The organism is Phaeobacter sp. S60 (assembly GCF_000826845.1).
GTDB classification, from domain to species: Bacteria; Pseudomonadota; Alphaproteobacteria; order Rhodobacterales; family Rhodobacteraceae; genus Phaeobacter; species Phaeobacter piscinae.
Map to the genome: position 1 here is coordinate 50334 of NZ_JSWJ01000028.1, position 23886 is coordinate 74219.

General features: G+C 59.2%; 20 protein-coding genes. 12 read left to right on the forward strand and 8 right to left on the reverse strand.

Going from position 1 to position 23886, the window contains the following annotated elements; genetic code table 11:
• Positions 1-15: 15 nt before the first annotated feature.
• Positions 16-1332, reverse strand: a complete 1317-nt coding sequence (locus tag OO25_RS19905; protein ID WP_040182355.1) for an MFS transporter — start codon at positions 1330-1332, stop codon at positions 16-18.
• 68 nt (positions 1333-1400) lie between these two features.
• Positions 1401-2327: a LysR substrate-binding domain-containing protein gene (locus OO25_RS19910; protein ID WP_040182358.1), complete on the reverse strand. Its 927-nt coding sequence runs from the start codon at positions 2325-2327 to the stop codon at positions 1401-1403.
• Between the two features lie 102 nt (positions 2328-2429).
• Here OO25_RS19910 and OO25_RS19915 point away from each other — a divergent pair, with 102 nt between their 5' ends.
• The 4 genes from OO25_RS19915 to OO25_RS19930 all read left to right on the forward strand — a co-directional run bounded on the left by OO25_RS19915 (position 2430) and on the right by OO25_RS19930 (position 7083).
• Entirely contained in the window at positions 2430-4058 is a 1629-nt protein-coding gene (locus OO25_RS19915; RefSeq protein WP_040182362.1) for a GMC family oxidoreductase, read from the forward strand.
• On the forward strand, positions 4055-5230 hold the full coding sequence (locus OO25_RS19920) for a mandelate racemase/muconate lactonizing enzyme family protein (RefSeq protein ID WP_040182363.1): 1176 nt from the start codon (positions 4055-4057) through the stop codon (positions 5228-5230). Before OO25_RS19915 ends, OO25_RS19920 begins: the two co-directional genes overlap by 4 nt.
• Positions 5227-6711: an aldehyde dehydrogenase family protein gene (locus OO25_RS19925; protein ID WP_040182365.1), complete on the forward strand. Its 1485-nt coding sequence runs from the start codon at positions 5227-5229 to the stop codon at positions 6709-6711. The genes OO25_RS19920 and OO25_RS19925 overlap by 4 nt, the downstream gene beginning before the upstream one ends.
• A 126-nt stretch (positions 6712-6837) precedes the next feature.
• Complete coding sequence (locus tag OO25_RS19930; protein ID WP_040182367.1) at positions 6838-7083, forward strand: DUF1289 domain-containing protein; 246 nt, start codon at positions 6838-6840, stop codon at positions 7081-7083.
• Between the two features lie 63 nt (positions 7084-7146).
• Here the strand turns inward: OO25_RS19930 and OO25_RS19935 are convergent, their stop codons facing one another.
• The 4 genes from OO25_RS19935 to OO25_RS19950 form a co-directional block, all read right to left on the reverse strand.
• Positions 7147-7620: a Dps family protein gene (locus tag OO25_RS19935; protein ID WP_014881656.1), complete on the reverse strand. Its 474-nt coding sequence runs from the start codon at positions 7618-7620 to the stop codon at positions 7147-7149.
• A gap of 108 nt (positions 7621-7728) precedes the next feature.
• On the reverse strand, positions 7729-8169 hold the full coding sequence (locus tag OO25_RS19940; protein WP_040182370.1) for a hypothetical protein: 441 nt from the start codon (positions 8167-8169) through the stop codon (positions 7729-7731).
• 155 nt (positions 8170-8324) lie between these two features.
• Positions 8325-8993, reverse strand: a complete 669-nt coding sequence (locus tag OO25_RS19945; RefSeq protein ID WP_040182371.1) for a GntR family transcriptional regulator — start codon at positions 8991-8993, stop codon at positions 8325-8327.
• A gap of 93 nt (positions 8994-9086) precedes the next feature.
• Positions 9087-10112, reverse strand: a complete 1026-nt coding sequence (locus tag OO25_RS19950; protein ID WP_040182373.1) for a proline racemase family protein — start codon at positions 10110-10112, stop codon at positions 9087-9089.
• 200 nt (positions 10113-10312) lie between these two features.
• On the opposite strand from OO25_RS19950, the gene OO25_RS19955 reads away from it, so the two are divergent.
• The 8 genes from OO25_RS19955 (at position 10313) to OO25_RS19990 (ending at position 20667) form a co-directional block, all read left to right on the forward strand.
• The gene (locus OO25_RS19955; RefSeq protein WP_040182375.1) at positions 10313-10924 is read left to right on the forward strand and encodes a helix-turn-helix domain-containing protein; all 612 of its coding nucleotides are present in this window, start codon (positions 10313-10315) and stop codon (positions 10922-10924) included.
• A 146-nt stretch (positions 10925-11070) separates the two neighbouring features.
• Positions 11071-12657, forward strand: a complete 1587-nt coding sequence (locus OO25_RS19960) for an ABC transporter substrate-binding protein (protein WP_040182377.1) — start codon at positions 11071-11073, stop codon at positions 12655-12657.
• A 68-nt stretch (positions 12658-12725) separates the two neighbouring features.
• Positions 12726-13667, forward strand: coding sequence for an ABC transporter permease (locus OO25_RS19965; protein WP_040182379.1), 942 nt, complete (start codon positions 12726-12728; stop codon positions 13665-13667).
• The gene (locus tag OO25_RS19970) at positions 13664-14530 is read left to right on the forward strand and encodes an ABC transporter permease (RefSeq protein WP_040182381.1); all 867 of its coding nucleotides are present in this window, start codon (positions 13664-13666) and stop codon (positions 14528-14530) included. The genes OO25_RS19965 and OO25_RS19970 overlap by 4 nt, the downstream gene beginning before the upstream one ends.
• A gap of 27 nt (positions 14531-14557) precedes the next feature.
• Positions 14558-15556 carry an ABC transporter ATP-binding protein gene (locus OO25_RS19975; protein ID WP_040182384.1) on the forward strand — a complete coding sequence of 333 codons (999 nt, stop codon included), beginning with the start codon at positions 14558-14560 and terminating at the stop codon, positions 15554-15556.
• Positions 15553-16551, forward strand: coding sequence for an ABC transporter ATP-binding protein (locus OO25_RS19980; RefSeq protein ID WP_040182387.1), 999 nt, complete (start codon positions 15553-15555; stop codon positions 16549-16551). The genes OO25_RS19975 and OO25_RS19980 overlap by 4 nt, the downstream gene beginning before the upstream one ends.
• Entirely contained in the window at positions 16544-18346 is a 1803-nt protein-coding gene (locus OO25_RS19985; RefSeq protein WP_040182389.1) for a M24 family metallopeptidase, read from the forward strand. The genes OO25_RS19980 and OO25_RS19985 overlap by 8 nt, the downstream gene beginning before the upstream one ends.
• 176 nt (positions 18347-18522) lie before the next feature.
• The gene (locus OO25_RS19990; RefSeq protein ID WP_040169757.1) at positions 18523-20667 is read left to right on the forward strand and encodes a methyl-accepting chemotaxis protein; all 2145 of its coding nucleotides are present in this window, start codon (positions 18523-18525) and stop codon (positions 20665-20667) included.
• Positions 20668-21481: 814 nt separating this feature from the next.
• Here the strand turns inward: OO25_RS19990 and OO25_RS19995 are convergent.
• Positions 21482-22975: an oligosaccharide flippase family protein gene (locus OO25_RS19995; RefSeq protein ID WP_040182392.1), complete on the reverse strand. Its 1494-nt coding sequence runs from the start codon at positions 22973-22975 to the stop codon at positions 21482-21484.
• Positions 22976-23095: 120 nt separating this feature from the next.
• Positions 23096-23779, reverse strand: a complete 684-nt coding sequence (locus OO25_RS20000) for a sugar transferase (RefSeq protein WP_040182395.1) — start codon at positions 23777-23779, stop codon at positions 23096-23098.
• Positions 23780-23886: the final 107 nt, after the last annotated feature.

The following is a 23886-nucleotide window of genomic DNA, read 5'->3' on the forward strand; positions in this document are numbered from 1 at the left end:
GACGGGCCAGCACCGTCACGTGCGAGGGTGCAGATCGTCAACTACGACTGGGTGCCGGTGGTGCGGCCCATGGCCATAGGCCGCCAGATGTGGGTGGTCGGCGGGCAGGTCGGGGTGATCATGCGTCGCCGCCTCAGTCTGATGGGCGAGACCGGCATCGCCGCGCCAGAGCCGTGCGGCCAGCAGCAACCCGCCGCCAGCAAGGGTTCCCAGCAGCAGAAACGTGGCATCGAACCCGGCGCGTGCGCCAATCTGTCCGGCGAGCGGGTAGGTCAGCAGCCAGCAAGCGTGGCTAAGCGCAAATTGGGCCGCGAACAGGGCGGGGCGATCTTCGGGCAGGGCGGACCGGCGCAGCAATCGGCCGGTTGGGGTCTGGGCCAGGCTGAATCCAAAGCCGAGCAGGGCCCAAAGCGCCACCAGAAGGCTGAAGCTGTCGGCCCATGGGCCGATCCACAGACCAATGGTCAACAGTGCGCCACCTGCCAGCATCGGCGGGCGATCCGGCATATGGTCCAGCATCCGCGGCAGCAGCAGCGCGGCCACCATCGAGCCGCCGCCAAAGGCCGCCAGCGCGATGGCAACTTGGGGTTCATTGAGAGCAAAGCGACCTTTCACCAGCACGACGGTGTTGACGATGACCATCGCCGAGGCCGCTGCGACCACCAGGTTCAATGCCAAGAGACCGCGCAGTCTTGGGGTGGCGAAATAGAGCTGGATACCGCGTGTTGTCCGGGTCCAGATGCTGCGTGGTGCGCTGGGTTGCGGCGACGGGATCGGCACGGAAACCACCAGAAGCGCGGAGGCAAGAAACCCGATCACGGTCCCGGCAAACAGCACCTGGAAACTGACGATGGTGAGAAGCGCTGCTGCGAGCATCGGCGACAGCAGGCTTTCCAGATCATAGGCCAGCCGCGACAGCGAGAGCGCCCTGGTATATTCGGCTTCGTCAGGCAGCACATCTGGAATGGTGGCTTGAAAGGTCGGCGTGAACCCGGCCGAGGCCGCCTGCATGAGAAAGATCAGGCTATAAATTTGCCAAATCTCGGTGACGAAGGGCAGGGCAAGCGCAACAGCCGCGCGGATGAGATCAAGCATGACCAACATGACGCGCCGCGGCAGCTGATCTGCGAGGGCGGAGGCGATAGGCGCCAACCCGACATAGGCCAGCATCTTGATCGCAAGGGCTGTGCCAAGGACGACGCCTGCCTGCTCTCCCGCAATCTGCCAGGCCAGCAGGCCAAGCGCGACTGTTGCCAGCCCGGTTCCCAGCAGCGCGATGATCTGGGCCGCGAGAAGATGGCGGTAGGTTCGATTTGCGAGAACAGAGAGCATGCCGACCCAAGGTGCGTTATTGTCAGGATATGAGTCGGTTTGCCTATCTGGCCCGCTCGTCGCTGACCCTAGCTGCCCGCCGGGGCAGAGGCAATCGCGGCGCGGACCAGCTCGGCACTGATGCGGGCCTGAGATTGCAGCCAGCCAACAAGTGTTCGGACCTCCGGGCGGTGGCTGTTGCGATCAGATGGCAGGATCAGATGGTGGCCATGTTGGGTCGAAAGTTCCGTTAGGCTGGCGCGCAGCAGCGTGCCACGCTCCAGATAGGGGCGGGCAAACACATCAGCGACCAGCGCAACCCCCAGACCCCGATCGGCAAGTTCAAGGGCGATCAGCGACTGATCGACCTTGTAGGCGGGTTCGGGAATTGCGGCCTCCGGGGTGTGGCGCGCAAAGAAATGACGCCAAGTGTCGACGACACCGGTCATTTCGATCAGCGGCAGCTTGTGCAGATCGGGATAGGGTGCGCTGCCAAGCAGGCTGGGTGCGGCAACTGCGATCACCTTGTTCTGCATCAAGGGTAGGACGGCTCCATCGCGCCAGCTGCCATCGCCATAACGAATGTCGATATCGATGGCTTCCCCTTGGGACAATTCGCTCCACGAGGAGGACAGCACCCGCAGCCGACTATCGGGATAACGTGTTTTGTAATCCTCAAGCAGTGGCATCAGCCACAAAAGGTTCAGCGAGGTCAAACAGCGGAGCGTCACCTCCTGCTGGACCCCATTGCCAAAGAGATTCCAGGTGGTGGCGTCGATATCCGCAAATGCCTTGGCCACGATTGGCAGATAGGCATGTCCCAGACGGGTGAGGTTGAGCAGTTTATGGTCGCGGTGAAACAGCTTGTGTCCCAACTGCGCCTCCAGCCCGCGCACCTGATAGCTGACCGCAGAGGGGGTGAGGCCCAGCTCCTCCGCAGCCTGTGTGAAACTGCTGTGGCGGGCGCTGGCATCAAAGGCGCGAAGCCAGGTCATCGGGGGGAGATCGCGATACATGCGGCCAGAATACCTTTGCTGCGAATTTTTTTAAGGTGCTGACGAATTATTTTTCGTTTCTGAATTTGTCACGTGCTTTGTAACGATCTGACGGCAGGAGATATGCGGGCGATCAGACAAGTGACGGGATTTGATTACATTATTGTTGGTGCGGGATCTGCGGGGTGTGTGCTGGCGGATCGGCTGAGCCGATCCGGGCGGCATAAGGTGCTGATCCTGGAGGCCGGTGGGCGCGGACGTTCCCCCTGGATCGCCCTGCCGCTGGGGTATGGCAAGACGTTCTTCGATCCGGCGGTGAACTGGAAATATGAGAGCGAGCGCGAGGAAGCGCTGGCCGGGCGCGCGGGGTATTGGCCGCGTGGCAAGGGTGTTGGCGGCTCCGGTGCGATCAATGCGCTGGTCTATGCGCGGGGAGTGCCCCAGGATTTTGACGATTGGGAGGCCGCTGGCGCCACAGGCTGGGGCTGGACGTCCGTCCAGCAGAGCTATGAGGCGATGGAAACCCAAGTGGCGCCGGATGGGCAACGTCACGGAACCGGCCCGCTGCATGTGCAGGATGTGTCTGATCAGATCCACCCGGCGAACCGGCATTTCTTTGCGGCGGCGGCTGAACTGGGCCTGCCCAGCACCGATAATATCAATGATGCAAGCGGTGAAGGCGCGACGACCTATCGGATCAATACCAGTGGTGGACGGCGCATGCATTCCGCGCGGGCGTTTCTGACCCCCGCGTTGAAGCGCAAAAACGTCACCTTGATGACTGACGCACTGGTCGAACGGATCACCTTTGACGGGCGCCGCGCTGTTTCGGTTCAGCTGCGCCGGCGGGGGAGGTCCATGTCGATAACGGCGGGGCGGGAGATTATTCTCTCTGCCGGGGCGGTTGCCTCGCCCGGGCTGTTGCAGAGATCCGGCATTGGCCCTGCAGAGTTGTTGCGTCGGCATGGAATTGAGATCGTTGATGACCAGCCGCAGGTCGGTGGCAATCTGCAGGACCATCTGGGGATCAACTACTATTTCCGCGCCACTGAGCCAACATTGAACAATGTTCTGTCACCGCTGACGGGCAAGATCCGCGCGGCGTTGCACTATGCCATGTGGCGACGCGGGCCGCTGTCACTGTCGGTAAACCAATGTGGCGGCTATTTCCGCAGTGGGCAATCGCTGACGCGGCCTGATCAGCAACTCTACTTCAACCCGGTGACCTATACGACGACACCGGAGGGCAAGCGCGAAGTGATCCGTCCCGATCCCTTTGCCGGGTTTATTCTCGGCTTCCAGCCAAGCCGTCCCACAAGCCGGGGGCGGATCGATATTTGTAGCGCTGATATTTCCGCAGCACCGCTGATCCGGCCCAATTCGCTCGCAACCGAGGAAGATCGCGCGCAGGTCATTGCCGGTGGGCGGCTCTGTCAACGGCTGGCCACGACCGCGGCGCTGGACGGGCTGATCGAGGCGGCGATGGGGGCGGATCTGCGACAGATGAAGGATGCGGATATCCTGGCTGATTTCCGCGAACGCTGTGGCACGGTGTTTCATCCCATCGGCACCTGCCGCATGGGCACAGATGCCGGCACAAGCGTTGTCTGTCCGAAGTTGAAACTACATGGGTTTGATGGTGTTCGGGTGGTGGACGCCTCAGTCTTTCCCAATATCACATCGGGCAATACCAATGCCCCAACCATGATGCTGGCCCATCGGGCCGCTGATCTTATTCTGGAGGCCGCATGAGCACGCCCTATTCAGCATCTGGCGCCGTCCCCGTTGGGGCCGGTCGTGGCAAAGACGACAGCGGCCCCCGGATACGTCGTATTGAAACCTTCTGCAGCCCGCTTGTCGGCTTTGTCCGAGTGACATCTGAGAACGGGCAGCAGGGCTGGGGGCAGGTTTCGACCTACAACAGCGATCTGACCTGTGAGATCCTCCATCGGCAAGTGGCGCCCTGGGCGTTGGGCCGGGGCATGGATGCGATGGAAGCGGTGATCGCGGAGATCCCGCTGCGAGAGCACAAATATCCCGGCACCTATTTGCGGCGCGCAATGGCGGGGCTTGATACCGCGGTCTGGGATTGGCGGGGCCGGGTGGCGCAGAAGCCTGTTGCGGAATTGCTGGGTGGATCAGCTGGTCCAATCCGTGCCTATGCGTCGTCGATGCGTCGCGACATCACGCCTGAAGATGAGGCGGAGCGGCTGAAAGCGCTACGCGATGATCTCGGGCTTGATGCCTTCAAGGTGCGGGTTGGCGCCGAATGCGGCGAAGACCGCGACGAATGGCCGGGGCGGACAGAGGCAATTATTCCCCAGATCCGCGCCGCACTGGGGGACGGGGTGGCGCTCTTGGTTGATGGCAACTCCGGGTTCTCGCCCAACCGCGCGATTGAGGTGGGGCAGCTGCTGCAGGATCACGGATATGAGCATTTTGAGGAACCCTGCCCCTATTGGATGCTGGAGCAGACCGCAGAGGTGACCCGTGCGCTGGATTTAGATGTGGCAGGCGGTGAGCAGGATTGGGATTTGCAGACCTGGCACCGCATGATCGAGATGCGCGCGGTCGATATCATTCAGCCTGATATTCTCTATCTCGGGGGGATGACGCGGAGCATGGAGGTGGCCCGGCTTGGCGCTGCGGCCGGGCTTCCATGCACGCCCCATTGCGCAAACCTGTCGATGGTGACGCTGTTCACGATGCATATGCTGCGCGCCGTTGATCTGCCCGGGCGTTATCTGGAGTTTTCAATTGAGGGCGCGGATTACTACCCTTGGCAGCGCGATCTCTTTGTCACCGACCCGTTTGTGATCAGTGATGGGCAGGCCGTGGTCCGCGATGAGCCCGGATGGGGTGTCGAGATCAATCCTGAGTGGCTGGCCACGTCGACATACACCTGTAGTGAGGATACCCGATGAGCGCTGATCAGTTGAGTGCGGCCTATTTCGAGACCGGGACGCTGCCCGATCTGCCGCGTGATCATTTCATTGATGGGCGCGCTGTTGCATCTGAGGCTGGGGGGCGGATGGAGAGTTTTGACCCCGGGCGGGGCATGGCCTTTGCTGATTTTGCTGCGGGCGATGCGGCGGATGTTGATCATGCGGTCACCAGCGCCGTAGCCGGGTTTGAGGTCTGGAGTGCCACACCGCCTGCGCAGCGATGCGCCATCCTGAACGAAGCGGCCCGGCTGATGCGGCAGGAGGCGGAGCGTTTTGCCGTTGTTGAATGCGTCGATAGCGGCAAGACCCTAGCAGAGGCACGTGGTGATATCGCGGGGTCTGCCCGGCTGCTGGAGTATTACGCCGTCGCTGCGGACAAATTGGACGGGCGCAGCGTGAACCTTGGCAATGACAATGCTGCGTTCACCCTGCGCGAACCGGTGGGTGTGACCGCCCATATCGTGCCATGGAACTATCCGACCTCAACCTTGGTTCGTGGTATTGCGCCGGCGCTGGCGGCGGGGTGTTCCGCGGTTGTTAAACCGGCGGAGACAACGCCGTTCACGGCCCTGATGATTGCCGATCTGCTGATCCGCGCGGGGCTGCCTGCGGGCGTGGTCAATGTGGTGACGGGCACCGGAATTGCTGCAGGCGCGCCACTGGTTCGGGATCCGCGTGTGCGGCATGTTACCTTCACTGGATCGGTGGCCACCGGCGTTGGTGTGATGCAGAGCGTCGCCCCCAATGTGACCGGGCTGACATTGGAGCTGGGAGGTAAGTCCCCTCTTGTTGCCTTTGGTGACGCGGAGGTGGATGCCGTGGTTGAGGGCGCGCTCTGGGCAATTTTCTCAAACGCGGGGCAGATCTGTTCCGCTGGGTCGCGGTTGGTGATCCAGCGCAGTCTTCATGCCGAGGTGCGTGACAAACTGGTGGCGCGGGCGCAGATGTTGCGGATGGGCCATGGGTTGCGCGGGCCGGATATCGGTGCGGTAAATTCCGCCCGGCATTTGGCGCAGATAGCCGATCATGTCAGCCGCGCCCGGACTCGCGGCGTCGAGATTGTCACCGGTGGTGAGGTTCTCTCCGATGTTGAGAGTGGCGCGGGCTGGTTCTATGCGCCGACCATCCTGGATAACCTTGCGGCCACTGATGATGCCGTCCTGCAGGAGATTTTTGGCCCTGTATTGGCAATCCAGGTTTTTGACGACGAGGCTGAAGCGCTGGCATTGGCCAATGGCACCGAATTTGCGCTGGCGGCGGGTATCTATACCAAGGATATCGCAACCGCGCTGCGTATGGCGCGGCGGGTTGATGCCGGGCAGGTGACCGTCAATGACTATTGGGCAGGCGGGATTGAGCTGCCGTTTGGCGGCAACCGTAAATCGGGGTTCGGGCGAGAGAAGGGGCTGGAAGGTCTGGATGCCTATACCAGAAGCAAGGCGATTACGTTGGCCGTCTGACCAATTGCGCTACGGTTGGGAGCAGAATTTCTTAAAATCGACAAAAACACTCGTCTTTATGGTTGCAGCGGCATCGGAGTCATCCCATGTGTGGGCCGAGATGCCCGGTAACGCATAAGGTCTGATATGCCCAAGACGCCCAGCCCCTGTATTGATGTCTGCAAATTCAAACGTGAGGGTCACTGCATCGGCTGTTCGATGACCAAAGCGCAAAAGTCACTCTTCAAGGGCTTGAAGAAGGACAGCCATCGGCGGGCCTTTGTCACCATGCTGACCTCGCAGCAGGGGCAGTTGGGCAAATACACCCATTGGGATATCGCCTACCGCAAAAAGCTGGGGAAACGAAAAATCGCGGCCGAGGAAATCCTCTGACCGCGATCTATCCTGTGTCGCCACACCTGATCTGGTGAGGCTTCGTATTGCCAGGCTGGTAGCTTAGCCCGCAAGATGCGAGCGCAGAAACCAGGCGAATTTCTCATGTGTTTGACCGCGCGCGATGCAAAGATCCTCGGTCAGTGTGTCCCCATGATCAGCGGCCAAGGCTCCGCAGCCCGCGAGAGTTGAGGCCAACGTCTCCTGTGCTTCCATCATGATGCGGATCATTTCCTGATCTGTGGCATGGCCGTCATGCTCGGCCACTTTGGAGCGTTTCAGCATCCCGGCCAAGGTGCCTTCGGCGTGGACGTCCAGCGCGCGCACACGCTCCGCCAGATCATCTTGCCCGAGAAAGTGATCTTCGTAGATTTTCTGAAACAGATCATGCAGAGGGCCAAATGCCATGCCTTTAACGTTCCAGTGAAAATTCTGGGCCAGCATCGTGGTGACAGCGGTTTCTGCCACGGATTGGTTCAGCGCGTCGGCGATTGCGGTTTTTGCATCGGTCGAAAGTGCAGCAGCGGTCTGTGTCATCGTGTTCCCCATTATTCCGTAATAAAATAGCTGGCTGGCAGAAGCTGGCTTGCTGTAAGCCATATAATACCTGACACGGGGTATAGATCAAGAGTTTTTAGAATGATTCTAAGTCTTAGGGAATTGCTCGGAAATACGCCCCAGCAAAAACCCGATGTACCGGCGGCGGGCAGGGTCGATTTGCGACCTTAGCAAAAAGCAGAGGCTGTCGTAATCCTGCGCGGAAACACGCGACAGGCAGCGCAATACCCAAGCTTCGTCGAATGAGATCTCCGTGGTACCGGGGCGAAACCATTTGATTCGGCGCGGCAGCGCCTCGGGGAGGCATTTAACAAATGTGTCGATATACGTGCGTCTGGCGTCCTCTCCATCAACGCAGAGCAGGGCGCAGGCCTCGAACAGGTCAGTACGCGCGGCAGCTCGGCACCCCATCGCGGCAAGACGCAAAGTGTTGAGAATGCTATATTCATGTTCGTTGAACACGGGCGCTTGGCGCAAGTCATCAGGGGCCTGCGCTTGCGGCAGGGGCAACGTCTGCACTGACATCATCGGTGGTGGATCCGTCTGCTGTAACCCGCGTTTGGGCGCTCTGAATAATTCCTGACTAAATATATTGGTTTTAAGCGTACTCACAAGAGGGGAAGATCCGCTTCCTGCGGAATTCACGCAGTGCCCACTGTTCGGTGACGATGGCAGTGCCGGGGTTAGGCGCGGTTTTCGGCGACCAATGTCAGCAGCTCTTCTTTGGTGCGGGAAATATGCCGGGTCAGGGCGGCGCAGGCGGCATTGACATCGCGCGCCTCGGCCAGGGCCAGCAGCTCGCGATGCTCTGCCTTGGCGGGTTCGCGCTGTTTCATCACGCTTAGATGCATGCGGATGAACCGGTCGGAGTGGAGGCTGAGGCCCTGCAGAATCTCATTGGTCAATTTGCGTTCAGCCGCAGCATAAAGTGCGGAATGATAGCGGTGGTTCAACGCGCCCCATGTCGCGACATCGTCGGCGTCGTAGGAGGCGTCCATCTCGTCCAGGATCTGACTGCATCGGGCAAAATCCGTGGTCGTCATCGCCGGAATTGAGCGACGGAACAGATCGACCTCGACCAGAATGCGCAGATCAAAGATCTCAGCGATTTCGCGCAGCGAGTGTTTGGTTACCGTGGCCCCGCGATTGTTTGTGAACAGCACCAAACCTTCGGCGTCCAAGCGCTTCAGTGCCTCGCGCACCGGCATGCGCGACACGTCATATTCTTCGGCCAAAGCCTCCTGACGGATCGGTTCCCCCTCCGCCAGTTCGCCGCTCAGGATGCGTTCACGCAGATCAGCGGCGATAACGTCGGGGAGAGTGTTGCGGGAGATGGCACGCCTGGCTGCCATTGAGACCTCATCAGTGATGGTTGCGTCTGGTGCCTTTCGGCAGGGGTGGGCCGGGTGTGCCCTTTTGTGGTCGACCGATCAAGAGGATCCGCATCACGCCCCCCAGGTGTCACTCAGGCGATAGCCTGTTGGCCAAGGATCGTCAGGGTCGAGCATGTGTTGGTGGGTGCCGGTGATCCACCCCCGCCCACTGATTTCGGGTATGATTGCGGCGAGGTCACCCACGGTGGTTTGCGCCGCGATGCGGCCCTTAAAGCTTGAGCCGATGATTGAGATTGCCTCGAAGTCCTGTTCTGCGGTCATCTGCCCCTTGGCCAGCATAAGAGCCATCCGCGCTGATACAGCGGTACCGGTCGGAGAGCGATCAACCTTGCCGGGTTGGATCGTCACGGCGGAGCGACTGCGCAGGCCGGTTGCCGTCGGCGTGAGTGGTCCGCAGAATGCGCAGAAAGAAATATGCGCCCAGTCCGGGTTGGTGGGATGGGCAAACCCCAGCTGCTCATTGGCTGCCGCAAGGATGCGGCTGCCGGTCTGGGCCAGCGTTTTGGCGTTTGTCTCGCAGATCTCAAGCTCCAGATCCGCAGCCTGAACCACCACAAAGCTGTCGCCGCCATAGGCGGTATCTACATGCAGCGTTCCGATCCCGGGTACATTCAACAGAACGCCAATTTCGCCAGCAAAGCTGGGGACATTTTGAACATAGATACGCTGCGCCTTGCCGTCCCTGCATTCGGCGCGGACGCGGACCAACCCACCGGGCGCCTCCAGCGTCAGGTGGGTCTCCGGCTCCTGCATCGGCAGGATGCCACTGTCCAGCAGGACGGTGGCAACGCAGATCGAATTTGACCCCGACATGGGTGGCGTGAACTCGGGTTCCATGATGATGAAGCCCATATCGGCATCCGGATGTTTCGGTGGCACGAGAAGGTTCACATGCCGAAACACACCGCCGCGCGGTTCATTGAGCACGAAATTCCGCAAGGTCTGATCCTCTGCGATGAAAGAGCGCTGCTCCCAGAGGGTGGCGCCGGGCGGCGGGGCAACTCCGCCAACGATGACATCGCCCACTTCCCCCTCGGCATGAGCTGAAATTACATGTACGGTCTTGGTGCTGCGCATCGGGCCTCTCTGAGGTTGGAAACAAGCGAAACGCCTCGCGAGGTCAATCGCAGGCTATTTCTAATGTAGCACTTCAACAAATTTTAGTATACGTTTTCCTAGCACTCGCGGCTCCACTATCCGCAGGCCACCCCGAATGACCGGTTTGATGTTTTTGGATGGTATGATGCGAGGCTCGCCGAAATTTTCAGGATATCGACATGGACGTCTCAGGCACGCGCAAAGCAGGCACCAACAAAAGAAGCCGGAAGAAAGACAACCCTGAACAGTTGGGCCATGCCATCCGCCGTCGTCGCAAGGCGATGGGAATGACAATGGTGCAGGTTGCCGAGGAAACCGAGCTGACGCCCGGCTTCATCTCACAGGTGGAACGTGGCATCAGCACGCCGTCGTTGTCGTCTCTGTTGTCGATTGCCGCCTCTCTGCAGACCACTGTGGAGCAACTGCTGAGTGTTGAGGAAGAATTCCGCGAATATATTCATAAGGATAATCGGCAAACCTACGCGTTGGGCGTGAACGGCAGGCTTTACGAGAAACTGGGGCCGGGGTTCTCAGGCGCGCTGTGCTATCCTTCAATCATTCATCGACCTCCCGGCCATGTGTCAGAAAAAATGTGCCATGAGGGGGAGGTGTTCTGCTATCTGATTTCGGGACAGCTCGAATATCATCTGGGCGATGCCGTGCATATCATGTCACCGGGGGATACTGTCCATCATGATTGCTCAAAACCACATTATTCGATTGTGTTGAGCGAGGAAGAGGCTGTCGAACTCTGGGTCAGCACCATGCCGATGAAAAGCGCGTCGCCCTGACGGATTGTTCGGATCTGGTTTCATCGGCGAAAGGAGCACCCTGATACCCTCATGACGCGTTTTGCTAAAAATAATTTTAGTAATTTTAAAACTCGCGCTATGCTCCTTCCCATGAGACGGAGAATCGATCTGGGAGGATCTCACAAATGACAAGAAAACTGGTGGCGGCTGCGGCCGCCCTAACCACAGCGTTAACCGCGCCGGCCCTCGCGCAGGATCGCGGCGGCGTGCTGAATTTCGCCCGCTATGATGGCTCCACGCTGATTGACCCGATCTATGCTGATCGGAACCCAGATATCTGGATGGTTGGCAGCCTGTTTGATACGTTGCTGCGCCCCAGTCAGGACGGGAACTCCGTCGTGCCTGGTCTCGCCGAGGCCTATGCTGTGTCAGAAGAAGGCACCACCGTGACGCTGACCCTGCGCGAGGGCATCAAATTTTCCGACGGAACACCGCTCACTGGAGAAGATGTGGTGTTTTCGCTGAATCGCGCGCGTGATGCTGATCTGAGCCCTTGGGCGGGTCTTCTCGGTACATTGGATACAGTTGCCAGTAATGGAAATGAGGTCATGCTGACGCTTTCGGCGCCCGACCCCACGATCCTGTCGATGCTCGCCACCTTCACGACCGGCATTGTGTCCAAGGCGAGGTTCGAGGCCGCCGATGGCGCGACCGATCAGGAGAAATCCGCTGCTATATTTGCCGCGAAAAATGCTGGCGTCGGTACTGGGCCCTTTTACCTCTGCGGGTTTGAACAAGGGACCTCGATGGATTTCTGCGCCAATGAACACTACTGGCGCGCAGGTGCGGATGGCAAACCGCTGCCCTATCTGGAGGGTGTGCATTTTGAAATCATTCCGGATGATGCCACCCGCATCCTGAAGCTGCAGGCGGGCGAGATGGACGCGGCAGAGTTTATCCCGTTTTCACGCGTGGCTGAGCTGGAAGCAGATCAGAAGATTGATATGAATCTGTTCCCGTCAACCCGGATCATTTATTCGCCGATCAACACGCGTCCGACGCGGGCGGATGGGTCGCCCAACCCACTGGCCGATGCGCGCGTGCGCCAGGCGCTGAACTATGCCACCAACAAGAAGGCGCTGATTGGCCTGGTGCTGCAGGGGGCTGGCAAGCCGATGACCTCGCCGTTGATGGCGGCTGCGACGCAGCTGGCCACTGAAACCGATCCGCTCTACGGCTATGACATGGACAAGGCCAAGGCGTTGATTGCCGAGGCCGGTCTGGCACCGGGCACTGAGATCACCTTTACCACTCTGGCCGGTTCCGCTGATGACAGCACCATCTTTGCAGCGCTGCAGCAGATGTGGGCGCCGTTAGGCATCCAGCTAAAGGTGGAGCAGGTGGACAATGCCACCCGTGGTGCCAAAAACCGGTCGGGTGAGTTCGACATCCACACCTATGGCTGGGTCAATGACGTGAATGATCCAAGTCAGGTCACCGGTTGGCTGGGCTATTTCCCGACGGCGAAGGCGGTTGGTACTGGTTGGGAGAACGAGAAGTTCAACAGCCTGTTCGAAGCCTCGGCGACGGAAATGGATGCAGAGTCCCGCGCTGGCCAATACGCCGAGATGCAATCGATCTATGCAGAGGCGGCGCCATTGCTGTTCATGTATGAGACGCCGTTTGCCGTGGCCGTGGCCAAGAGTGTCAGCGGATATGTGCAGACGCCGTTGGGCAACAACCTGTTCGAGGAGGCGTCGATCAACCGTTGAGCGATTGCTTTGGACAACCAAGCGCCGTCAGCCCAGCTGGTTGACGGCGCCTACGAACGGATGCCGAAATGGCCACTATTCAGTATATTCTCAAGCGCCTGGCGCTGATGGCGGTGACCTTTTTTTTGGTCATGATCATCATCTTTTCGCTGGTGCGCCTGTTGCCGGGGGATCCGGCTATCGCCATTGCAGGGGATCGTGCGTCCGACGCTGATCTGGCTGCCATTCGCGAACGATTGGGGCTGAACCAACCCTTGGTGGTCCAGTTTTGGCAGTTCCTGTCCAACACCGTTCAGGGGGATCTGGGACGGTCGATCCTGATGCGCGCACCGGTGATGGATGTGATTGCCAGTCGCCTGCCAACGACGCTGTTTCTGACCACCTATGCGGTGGCCTTGTCCGTGCTGATCGCGGGGCCGCTTGCTTTTGTTGCGGCACTCAACCGGGGGCGCTGGCCAGATGCGGTGATCCGAACCGTCTTTCAGGTCGGTCTGTCGATGCCGGTGTTTTATATTGGACTGATATTGCTCACCTTTCTGGCGGCACAGCTGCGCTGGTTCCCGGTGGGCGGATATGGCGACAGTTTTGCGGAACGGCTCTACCACCTGTTTCTGCCGTCGGTGGCGGTGGCGCTTTATACCTCTGCGATCATCATGCGGAACCTGCGGTCGGCCATCGTTGAGGTGGTGGATGCGGAATATGTTGAATTTGCCCGAGCCAAAGGGCTGTCGGCCTGGCAGATCCTTGGACGGCACGTGCTGCGAAATGCGCTGATTTCCACAGTCACGCTGCTGGGTTTGTCCATTGGCAACCTGATGAGCGGCACCCTAGTTACCGAGACGGTATTTGCCGTTCCGGGGGTGGGCCGGTTGATGTTGGAGGCGATTTTTGCCCGTGACTATCCGCTGATCCAGGGGCTGACCCTGACCTTTGCCGTGCTGGTGTCGATCGTGTTCCTGCTGACCGATCTGATCCAAAGCGCCCTAGACCCGAGGATGCGTCTGACATGACTGATGCCACACTCCAGTCGCCCGAGGCGACGCGCCCGCCGCAGAGCCGGTGGCAGATTGCCCTTCGCAAACCCGGCTTCATGATTGGTGTCGCGATTATCGCAGTCTCGACGCTGCTGGCCATCGCGCCGGGGCTGTTCGCCCCATATGACCCCAACTTCATTGACTATAATGCGGTGCGCCAGCCGCCGAGCTGGGCGCATCCCTTTGGCACCGACATGTTGGGCCGGGACAGTTTAAGCCGGGTGATCTCGGCCTATTCGGTGAATATGCAGATGGCAGTTCTGGCCACGGTCTTTGCGATGCTGATTGGCGTCACCATTGGCGCATTGGTCGGATATTATCGTGGTATTGCGGACATGATCTTTGGCCGGGTGGTGGACGCGGTCATCACCTTTCCGTTTCTGGTTCTGGTGATTGCGGTTGTTGCCTTACTGGGGCCGGGACTGGCCAATATGTATATCGCCATCACAGTGGTCGGCTGGGTGTATTATGCGCGCTTGATGCGCGCCGAGGTGATCACCCAGATGGGCAATGATTATGCCTCAGCAGGGGTGGTGATGGGGTATTCCGACCGGCGGGTTATTTTTCGCCACCTTCTGCCAAATGCGATCACCCCGGTGATTGTCTACTGGATGACAGATATGTCGCTGGCAATCCTTCTGGGATCATCACTGGGATACCTCGGTCTGGGCGCGCAGCCACCGCAGGCAGAATGGGGTGTGCTGATCGCTGAGGGGCGCAATTTCATCACCACAGCCTGGTGGCTGAGCCTGATGCCGGGCATCGCCATCGTATTAACGGGTATCGGATTTTCACTGATCGGTGACGGGCTGGCTGATCTGCTCCGGCCCCGTGGTTGACCCGTGACAGAGGCGGGGGGAGGACCAATGACCATGCAAGAGACACATCCAGTTCTGGAGGTTCGCAACCTCTGTACCACCTTCCGGCGTGGTGGTGTGCTGCTGCCAGCGGTGCGTGATGTTAGTTTTGACCTGCGCCAGGGGGAGGTTCTTGGCCTGGTTGGGGAGAGCGGATCGGGCAAAAGCGTTACCCTGCGGTCGATCCTTGGGCTGACCCGGCGCCACGGCGAGGTCACGGGGGAGGTGCGCTGGAACGGGCGCGATATCTCCCGGCTGACGGATCGCCAGCTGCGCGGGGTACGCGGCGGTGAGATTGCGATGATTTTTCAGGAGCCGATGACCTCGCTTAACCCGCTGTTGACCGTGGGTTTGCAACTGACCGAAACGCTGAAGGCCCATACCGATCTGTCTCGCGCGGCGCGCCGGGACCGGGCCATTGAAATGCTGGATCACGTCGGGATCCCCGCTGCGGCCTCCCGGTTGCAGGACTATCCGCATCAGTTTTCCGGCGGCATGCGTCAGCGGGTGATGATCGCCATCGCGCTGGCGGCGGAACCGAAGCTTCTGCTGGCGGATGAGCCGACCACCGCGCTGGATGTCACCATTCAGGCGCAGATCCTCGACCTGATCCTGCGTCTGTCGCAGGAGATGAACATGGGGGTTATTCTGGTCACCCATGATCTGGGGGTGGTGGCGCAAACCTGTGAACACGTTGCGGTGATGTATGCCGGTCGCATCGTGGAACAGGGTGCGGTGCGACAGGTGTTGCGCGCGCCAAGGCATCCTTACACTGCCGGGCTGATGCGGTCGGTGCCGCAGGATATTGCGCCGCGCACGCCGCTCTATTCCGTGCCGGGCACACCGCCGAGCCTTGAGATGCTGCCGCGGGGCTGCGCCTATGCGCCGCGTTGTGAGGGGCGGACGGAAGCCTGCCTCCGCACGCGTCCACCGCTGGAAACCATCAGTGCCGGGCGGCGCGCGGCCTGTTTCCATCCGGTGCCTGCCATTCAGGGAGAAGTGGCATGACGCATCCGGTGATGGAGATTGATGATCTCAGCCTGACCTTTCAGCTGCCGCGCAGCCTGGTCGATGTGATACGCAAGAGGCCCGGGCGCGCTGTGCGGGCGCTGAATGGCGTCAGCCTGTCGCTGCAAAAGGGCGAAACCCTTGGCGTTGTTGGTGAATCCGGATGTGGAAAATCCACGTTGGCACGCTGTATCGTGCGTCTCTATCAGCCGCAGAATGGCAGTATTCGCCACCACGGACAGGATATTTTTGCTGAAGGGGCACGCAGCGATCGCAGCTATAACCGGCGCGTGCAGATGATGTTTCAGGACCCCTATTCCTCGCTCAATCCGCGTATGACCTGTGGTCAAATCCTGAGCGAAGCTTTGCACGTGCATAAGATGCGTCCGGCGGATGACATTCCGGCGCGGGTGGAGGAGCTGTTGGAGCTGGTCCGGCTGCCCGCTGATGCGGCTCAGAAACTGCCGCATGAATTTTCCGGTGGCCAACGCCAGAGAATTGCGATTGCGCGCGCGCTGGCGGTGGAGCCGGAGGTGCTGATTGCTGATGAATTGGTGTCGGCGCTGGATGTCTCAGTTCAGGCGCAGGTGGTGAACCTGCTCCTGGAATTGCAGGAGCAACTGGATCTGACCATCCTGTTTGTCGCCCATGACCTGCGGCTGGTGCGTCATGTCTCGCACCGGGTGGCGGTGATCTATCTGGGCCGCATCGTTGAAATCGGCGACAGTGAGACCCTGTTTGCCAACCCTGCTCATCCCTATTCACAAGCCTTGCTGAGTGCGGCGCCCTCGCTTGACCCGGATGATACGGGCGATGCGATCCGGCTGGAGGGCGAGTTGCCCTCGCCGTTGAATGTACCGCCGGGCTGCCCGTTTCATGTGCGCTGTGCTCATGCCGCCGATGTCTGCAGGCGGGATGTTCCGCGCCTGCGCCCCCTTGGCGACCGGGGTGAGGTCGCCTGCCATCTTGCTGAAGAGATCTCTCAAAATGCCTGACACACTGCGCACGCCGCCGACGGCGGCCCGTATCGCTGATCTGCGTTTGGAACTGACCGCCCGCAATCTTGATGCCTTCATCCTGCCCCGGTTTGATGCCCATCAGGGGGAGTATGTCGCCCCGCATGACGAACGTTTGGCCTATGTCACTGGGTTCACCGGTTCCGCCGGAATGGCGATCGTGACGGCAGAGACCGTCGCGGTGTTCGTCGATGGCCGCTACAGGGTGCAGGTTGCACATGAATGTGCAGGCCCCGTGTTTTCGCGGCTGCACATCTTTGATCAGCCGCCGGAACACTGGCTGGCCTCGGTCGCGCGGGACGGCTGGCAGATAGGGTTTGACCCGATGCACCTGCCGCCAGGCTGGTATGACCGGTTTGCTGCGGCTTGCGCGCAGGCAGGCGCCGCAATGCAGCCGCAGCAGGACAATCCGGTGGACGCCATTTGGCAGGATCAACCGCCCCCGCCATCGGGCAAAATTACGGTGTTCCCTGTGCAATTGTCAGGGCGCAGTTGTGCCGAGAAATGCTTGGATTTGGTTGCGCATCTAAACGAGAAAGGCGCGGAATGTCTGGTCGAGACCCAGCCAGACAATATCGCGTGGTTGCTGAACGTGCGCGGTGATGATGTCGCGTTTAATCCAATGCCACAGTCTTTTCTCATCGTCGACCGGAGTGGCGCGATTGCATGGTTTATAGATTCAGCCAAGCTGAATGACGAGGTGAAGGACCATCTTCCAGCCGCCGTGACGGCCTATCCAATGTCAGAATTTCTAAGCACTCTGCGCCGTCTATGTGTCGCGGGCGCGGGGGTGCTGTTCGACCCTGATTTCTCACCCGTTGCTGTCCGCGAGACGATTGCAGAAGCAGGGGCCACGCCGGTTGCGATGGCCAGCGCGTTGACCCGGGCGAAAGCGATCAAGAATCCGGTGGAACTGGCGGGGCTGCACACCTGTCATGTTCAGGATGGTGTCGCCTGGGCGGAGTTTTCATGCTGGCTCGCTGAAACCGTCCCGGCCCGTGCCGCCCTTGGCCATCCGGTGACCGAACGCGAAGCCGAAGCGAAAATCCTGTCCTTTCGACAAGACCGCCCGGGTTTCTTGACCGAGAGTTTCCAGACCATCTCCGCCGCTGGGGGAAATGCTGCCATGTGCCATTACGCAGCCACCAACGGTCGGAATGCGCCGATACTGCCAGAACACCCCTATCTGTTGGACAGCGGCGGCCAGTATGAGACAGGGACCACCGATGCCACCCGCAGCTATGCGTTTGACCTGCGCCCCGGAGGATACGACCGGGCCTATACGGCCGTGTTCAAAGCTTTCCATGCGCTTGCCACGCTGCGGTTTCCGCGCGGTACCCAAGGGCATCATATAGATGCGATCTGCCGACGCCCGCTCTGGGATCTGGGTCTTGATTACGATCATGGCACTGGTCATGGGATCGGGCACCGGCTGTCGGTTCACGAGCATCCCCAACGCATCGGTAAGCCCTTTAATCCGGTGGATCTGACTGCTGGCATGGTGGTGTCGATTGAGCCGGGCTACTATGAGGCTGACCGGTTTGGTATCCGCATCGAGAATATCTTTGAAATCATTGAGGAACAGAATGGTTTCTTGGCGTTCCGGAATATGACGTGGGCACCGATACAGACTGATATGCTGATCCCTGATGCATTGACTGCGGCTGAACGGTTGTGGCTGAACAGCTATCATCGACAGGTGTCACAACGGCTGGCTCCGTTGCTGAGTGAGGCTGCACAGGCTTGGCTGTCTGCGGTGACTGCGGAGATCTGATAGGGCCGCACTCACCTTGGAGCGATGAACACAGTGGCGTAAAAATTATCTCCAATCTGATTGAAATATGCTGGGTAAACCGGATTGGACCTACGCATTGAATACATGGGTCAACACTTTGTTCAGGCAAATGTGGGAGGGATCGTTAACGACGAGCCTTCCAAGTGGAGATTTCAATGCCAGCTCTGTTCAATACAATTTCAGGCAAGCTTCTTGCCGCGACCACGGTTGCCATCACCGGTTTGATGCTGTGCTTCAGCGTGTTCACGGCTCTCAATGAGTCCCAACAGGTTCGAGAGCGGGTCCTGGAAGGCGCATCCCAACGCGCTTCGGACATTGCCCAGAGCCTGTCTTCGCAGCTGGTTGAGGCGACCTCGGCCGCATCTGCTCTTGGTGGAGCCTTGTCCGGCTACATTGAGGATGGCGAAGCGACCACCGCCGATCTGATCAAAATCATGGAAGGTGTACCAGGCCGTTACGATCTTGTGTTTTCCTCCTGGATGTCCGCAATCCCTGATGGCGCCACCGAGGATTTCATTACTGGATCCGAAGGCCGCAATGCGGATGGTATCTTCGCCGCCTATTGGACCAAATCGGATGCGGGCGGGTTGAACTTCGAGACCTTCGAAGTTGATCCGAATGATACGTCCGAGTGGTATCGCCTGCCCATCGACAGCGGTGAGAGTGTGATCACTGAGCCATATCTTTCCAATGAGAACAGGCTGCTGACATCGGTGTCGGTCCCGGTCAACGCCAAAGGGCAGATCGTCGGTGTCGCGGGCGTAGATATCGTCCTCGACAATCTGGGCGACTTCGTTCGTGGGCTCTCCGTCTATGAGGGCGGCAGTGTGATGTTGTTAGGGCAGGGGGGCAAATGGCTCTCTCACCCGGACCCGGAGATGCTGGTCCAAGCCTTTGAAGGTGAGGAAGTCGCTGAATTTCAGGCTGCTGTTGAAACGGGTGAGGTGCAGATTGTCTCAGATCGAGCGGACGGATCTACACGTCTGTTCTACCCGTTTACCGCCTATGGCATGAACAAGACCTGGGTTGTGGTTCTGGATGTCCCACGCCACGTATTCGTTAACCCCGTCAAGGCCAGCATTTATGAGCAGCTGATTACAAACGTGCTGTTGTTGGGTCTGACTCTGGCCACTATCCTTTTCTCGGTTCGTTCGCTCGTGCGGCGTCCTCTGGGCAGGATGCTCCGGGTCATGAAGGACCTGACCGAGGGCAAAGTCCATGAACCTGTTGATATTCCGAAACGAAAAGACGAGATAGCGGCGATGGCTGTTTCCATCGAGACGCTGCGTCAGGGCCTAGCCTCCAAGGAAGAGCTGGAGGCAACTCAGTTGCGCGAGAAACAACAACAGGAAGAGGTTGTCAAAACGCTTGCACTACAACTCCAGCAATTGGCCGCTGGGCGGCTGGATGTCAAAATCCATGACGAGATGCCGCGCCAATATGAGGCGCTGCGCCAGGACTTCAACAACACGGTTGAACAACTGAGCAAGCTGATCACATCGGTCAATGACTCCGCTGACTCCATCGATACTGGGCTGACGGAAATTGCGTCCGCAACCAATGATCTGTCCCAGCGGACTGAGCAATCAGCGCTGCAGCTGGAAGAGACAGCCGCCTCCCTGAGCGAGCTTACACAGAATGTGCAACATGTCGCCGGCGGCGCGCGCGAAACCGAGGCTCTGGTCACCTCAGTGAGTCAGAATGCAACCAACAGCTCAGCGGTTGCGCGTGAGACAGTGGATGCAATGGACTCTATTGCCGCGACGTCCGAGCAGATCACGCGGATCACCGGCATGATTGATGACATCGCGTTCCAGACTAACCTTCTTGCTCTGAACGCCGGTGTAGAGGCCGCGCGCGCGGGTGAGGCAGGTCGCGGGTTTTCGGTTGTAGCAGCTGAAGTCCGCAGCCTCGCTCTGCGGTCATCGGAATCCGCCCTCGAAATCAAGAAGTTGATTGCTGCCTCTGAAGCGCAGGTGGCCCATGGTGTCGATCTTGTAGGCCGGACAAACGACTCACTCACCACGATCATGAATGCCATTGGCAGCATTTCTGAACATGTCGGCGATATTGCCAAGCAGGCGGACGAGCAATCTAGAGGGATTTCCGAGTTGAACGGGGCCATGAGCACGCTAGAGGCTGCGCAACAACAGAACGCTGCCATGTGCGAAGAAACCGCTGCAGCCTGTAGCTCTCTGGATCATGAGACGACGAACCTGTCTCGCCTGGTGACATCCTTTCAGACCGGTGATCGCATAGAGGGTGAACGGAATTCGCACCGCTATGTCGCAGCCGCCTAGATCAGGAATGGCTCTCAGATCAACAGTTATCACTGCATCAGCACTACACTCGGTAGCCAAGATCTGTCTGGCGAGATGTTCCGAACAACATGACACTCCTTCCTGAAGGGCTTACAGGCAGATCGTCTGGGGGCTTCAGGTTGAGGGCTACTTGGGCCACCGCAGCTTGCTAGAGGCGGTGGCCCCTTGTTGCAATATTGGCATCGGCGATGTGTATCGGCTCCGCTCAGCAACAGTTCGACGCATCGACTGGTGTTTCGGAAATGGATCGGCAACCAACTCTTGCAGACTCCTGCTATATGTCTGGCACAGTCCCCCGGTCGGGTGGCGTTGGCACCTATTTCCATAGGACGAGGTTCGCAGCGTTGAAAGAAGACGGGGGCTTGGTCTTTGATTTGCCCCGCTCTCCAGGCTGGCTTTTGAACTGCGCACTGTCATCTTGGCGCATGGTTGGGGCTCGTGATATCCAACGGCGAGATATTTCTTGGTGGCACTTGCCGTTCTCTAATTCCGCATCGCTGACAGCACAGATTAGGTCGATTAGCCGCAAAATGACACAAAGGGCTCGAAGTTGCGACGAGCTTCAGCTTTCTCTCCGGACGCCTACATGGGGTAGCCGCCGATGCGGTAAGGATCGGATGGAAAGCTCGTTGCGGGGTGCAGCTTGGTCAATACCGAGAGCCGCGCAGAGAGCGCTGAAACGGCTTCACCGTGTTCAGTGAATTTCTACGTCAGGAACATGCAGCCCAGCATACGGCGGTGTTGAAGCCAGGCGTAAGGCTTGCTTCTCCAGGCTGACCGGGGGTTGTCCGCGCTACTGCGAGCAATTGTTCCTGTTGCTTCGGATCTTGCTGACAATCTGATGGAGTCGGTCCCCCCCAACCAGAAGGATCATAGCAACATAGGTGGGGATAGCCACGGCAAACTGCGCCAACAGTTGCGAGGTCCCATACATCGGAGGTCCCAATTCGCGCAGCGTAAATAGGGCGATGGCCATCATGGATACAGATATCAGGGCCGGTCGCAGGGAATCGAATATATAGGTTGCCACCGACATATCGAGTATCCTCAGGGTTTTGCGTGTCGCAATTGGCCACAGCAGGAAGGAGATGCCCACGAGCGCGGACATGATCGGGTTCAGACCTCCAGGGGCCAGCAGTAGTATTGCCGCAAATCCTGTCAGGCTGACCACACATTCGAAGCCGAACCACCATCTGGCATGACCTGAGAACCGAACCAGAGAAGCCTGCATGACGCCGATGCTCATCATCAGGCTCAGCATGGCAAAGCATTGCAGCGGATAGATTGCCGCCAGCCATTTGCTGCCAAAGACAAAGGGGATGGCTGTTGGTGCCACGATGATAAAGCCGATGAACAACGGAAAGGCAGCTGTTGCTGCGGCAAAGCTGCTGAGGATAAACGCCTCGCGGCGCTGATCTTTTTCCGCTTGGAGGCTGGCGAACAGGACTCTGGTGACTGGCAGCAGGGTCCCGATGGTCAGCTCCTGCAGGATCTCGCAGATTCTACGGGCGAAGAAGAAAATGCCGAGCACAGCCGGCCCTGCAACAATCCCCAGAAGAATCTGGTTGATCTTGGTCGGTTCGATCATCCGCCCGCCCATGGTAAACAGGGTAAAACCGCGCAAATCTCTCAGCGCCGCACGGGAAAGCTGAGATCCAGGACGCCAATCTGCGGTCCAGTAGGAGACGACGCAGCCAACCACGGCGGTGATCACCTGTGCCATGATCAGAGCCCAGATGGCATAGCCCTGTAGGACAAGCAGCAGGCAACCCGCCGCACCCAACCCGTTGGCCAGCGTTGTGCGCAGGGCGATATGGCGAAACTCCATGCGCCGGTTCACCAGGGCGGCGGGGATATTTCCAAGCGATACGAAGAGGATGCGCAGGGACAAGACCGGCAGAATGACTGCCAGCACATCGAGACTGGTCCAGCTTGCGATCAGCGGGGCTGTGAAAACCAAGATCGCGATCGCGGCCAAGGCAATGGCCATGGTCAGCCAGAATGCGCTGTCCAGATGCGCCTGCCTCAGATCGCTGCGTTGAATAATGGCGTCGCCCAGGGGGAGGGGCACCAAGGTCATCACCCAGATCACAATTGATGTCGCAAGGGCCACCGCGCCAAAATCGGCAGGCTCCAGCAGCAGCGAGGTGACGAGGAAAACAACAACGGTGAGACCATTGCTGACCATGATGTTGACGAAAGACCAGAACACCCCGAGCAACGCGAGGCGGCCGCGGCCTCTTGATACATGGCTCAGTGTTGATGCGTCGGTATTGCTGTCGTGCATTCTGGTCGTCCCGCTATTGCAGTGAGGGAAGCTGATGCCGCGCGGCTCTCCGCCGCTGACACAGGCTGTGATCCCTTTTGCCTTCGTCCGGACAGTATCGCATAGGGCTTAATGGCGTCTTTACCGTCCGGTCCGGGCGATAACCGACAGGCCCGTCAACAGGATCAGTTTGATATCAAAGCTGAATGTCCGGCGTGCGAGGTAATCAATATCAAAAGAGACGCGATCCTCATAGCTGACATCATTGCGCCCGGATACCTGCCACAAGCCAGTGATTCCCGGTTTCTGACTGAGATAGATCGGCGCGGCGGATCCATATTTGCTCAACTCACACCGCACGATTGGCCGTGGCCCGACAAAGCTCATGTCGCCGCGCAGCACATTCCAGATCTGCGGCAGCTCGTCCAGGCTGCTGCGGCGCAGGAATAGCCCCAGGCCGGTGATCCGCGGGTCCCGGCTCAGCTTACGGTCGCGCGCCCATTCCTGAGCTGCCTTGGCGTCGGTTTTCAGATGTTCGGCCAATACGTCTTCGGCACCGTGGATCATGGTGCGGATTTTCCAGCAGGTGAAGGGGGTACCGTCTTTCCCGATGCGCGTGTGGCCGAAGAAGCCCGGCCCCCCGTCGCGTCGGCTGATCATCCACAGAAGGGCAATCACCGGCGAAAGTACCGGAAACAGTATCAGGGCCAAGAGGATATCGAGAAGGCGTTTCCCGATGATGGCGTAAAGGCCAATACGCCGTGGAGCGGCCTGCTCGCAGCCGACGGGTGAGCGCAGGTTGTCGAAATTTGTAATGTCGCTCATGTCTTACCCCGATCTTCAACCTCGCGGTGCCAACATGAATGTCGACAGGGTCGCTATTTGCTCTTGGTGGCTGCGACCTCATCCGCCTTTCCTAAGATTTGATTCAA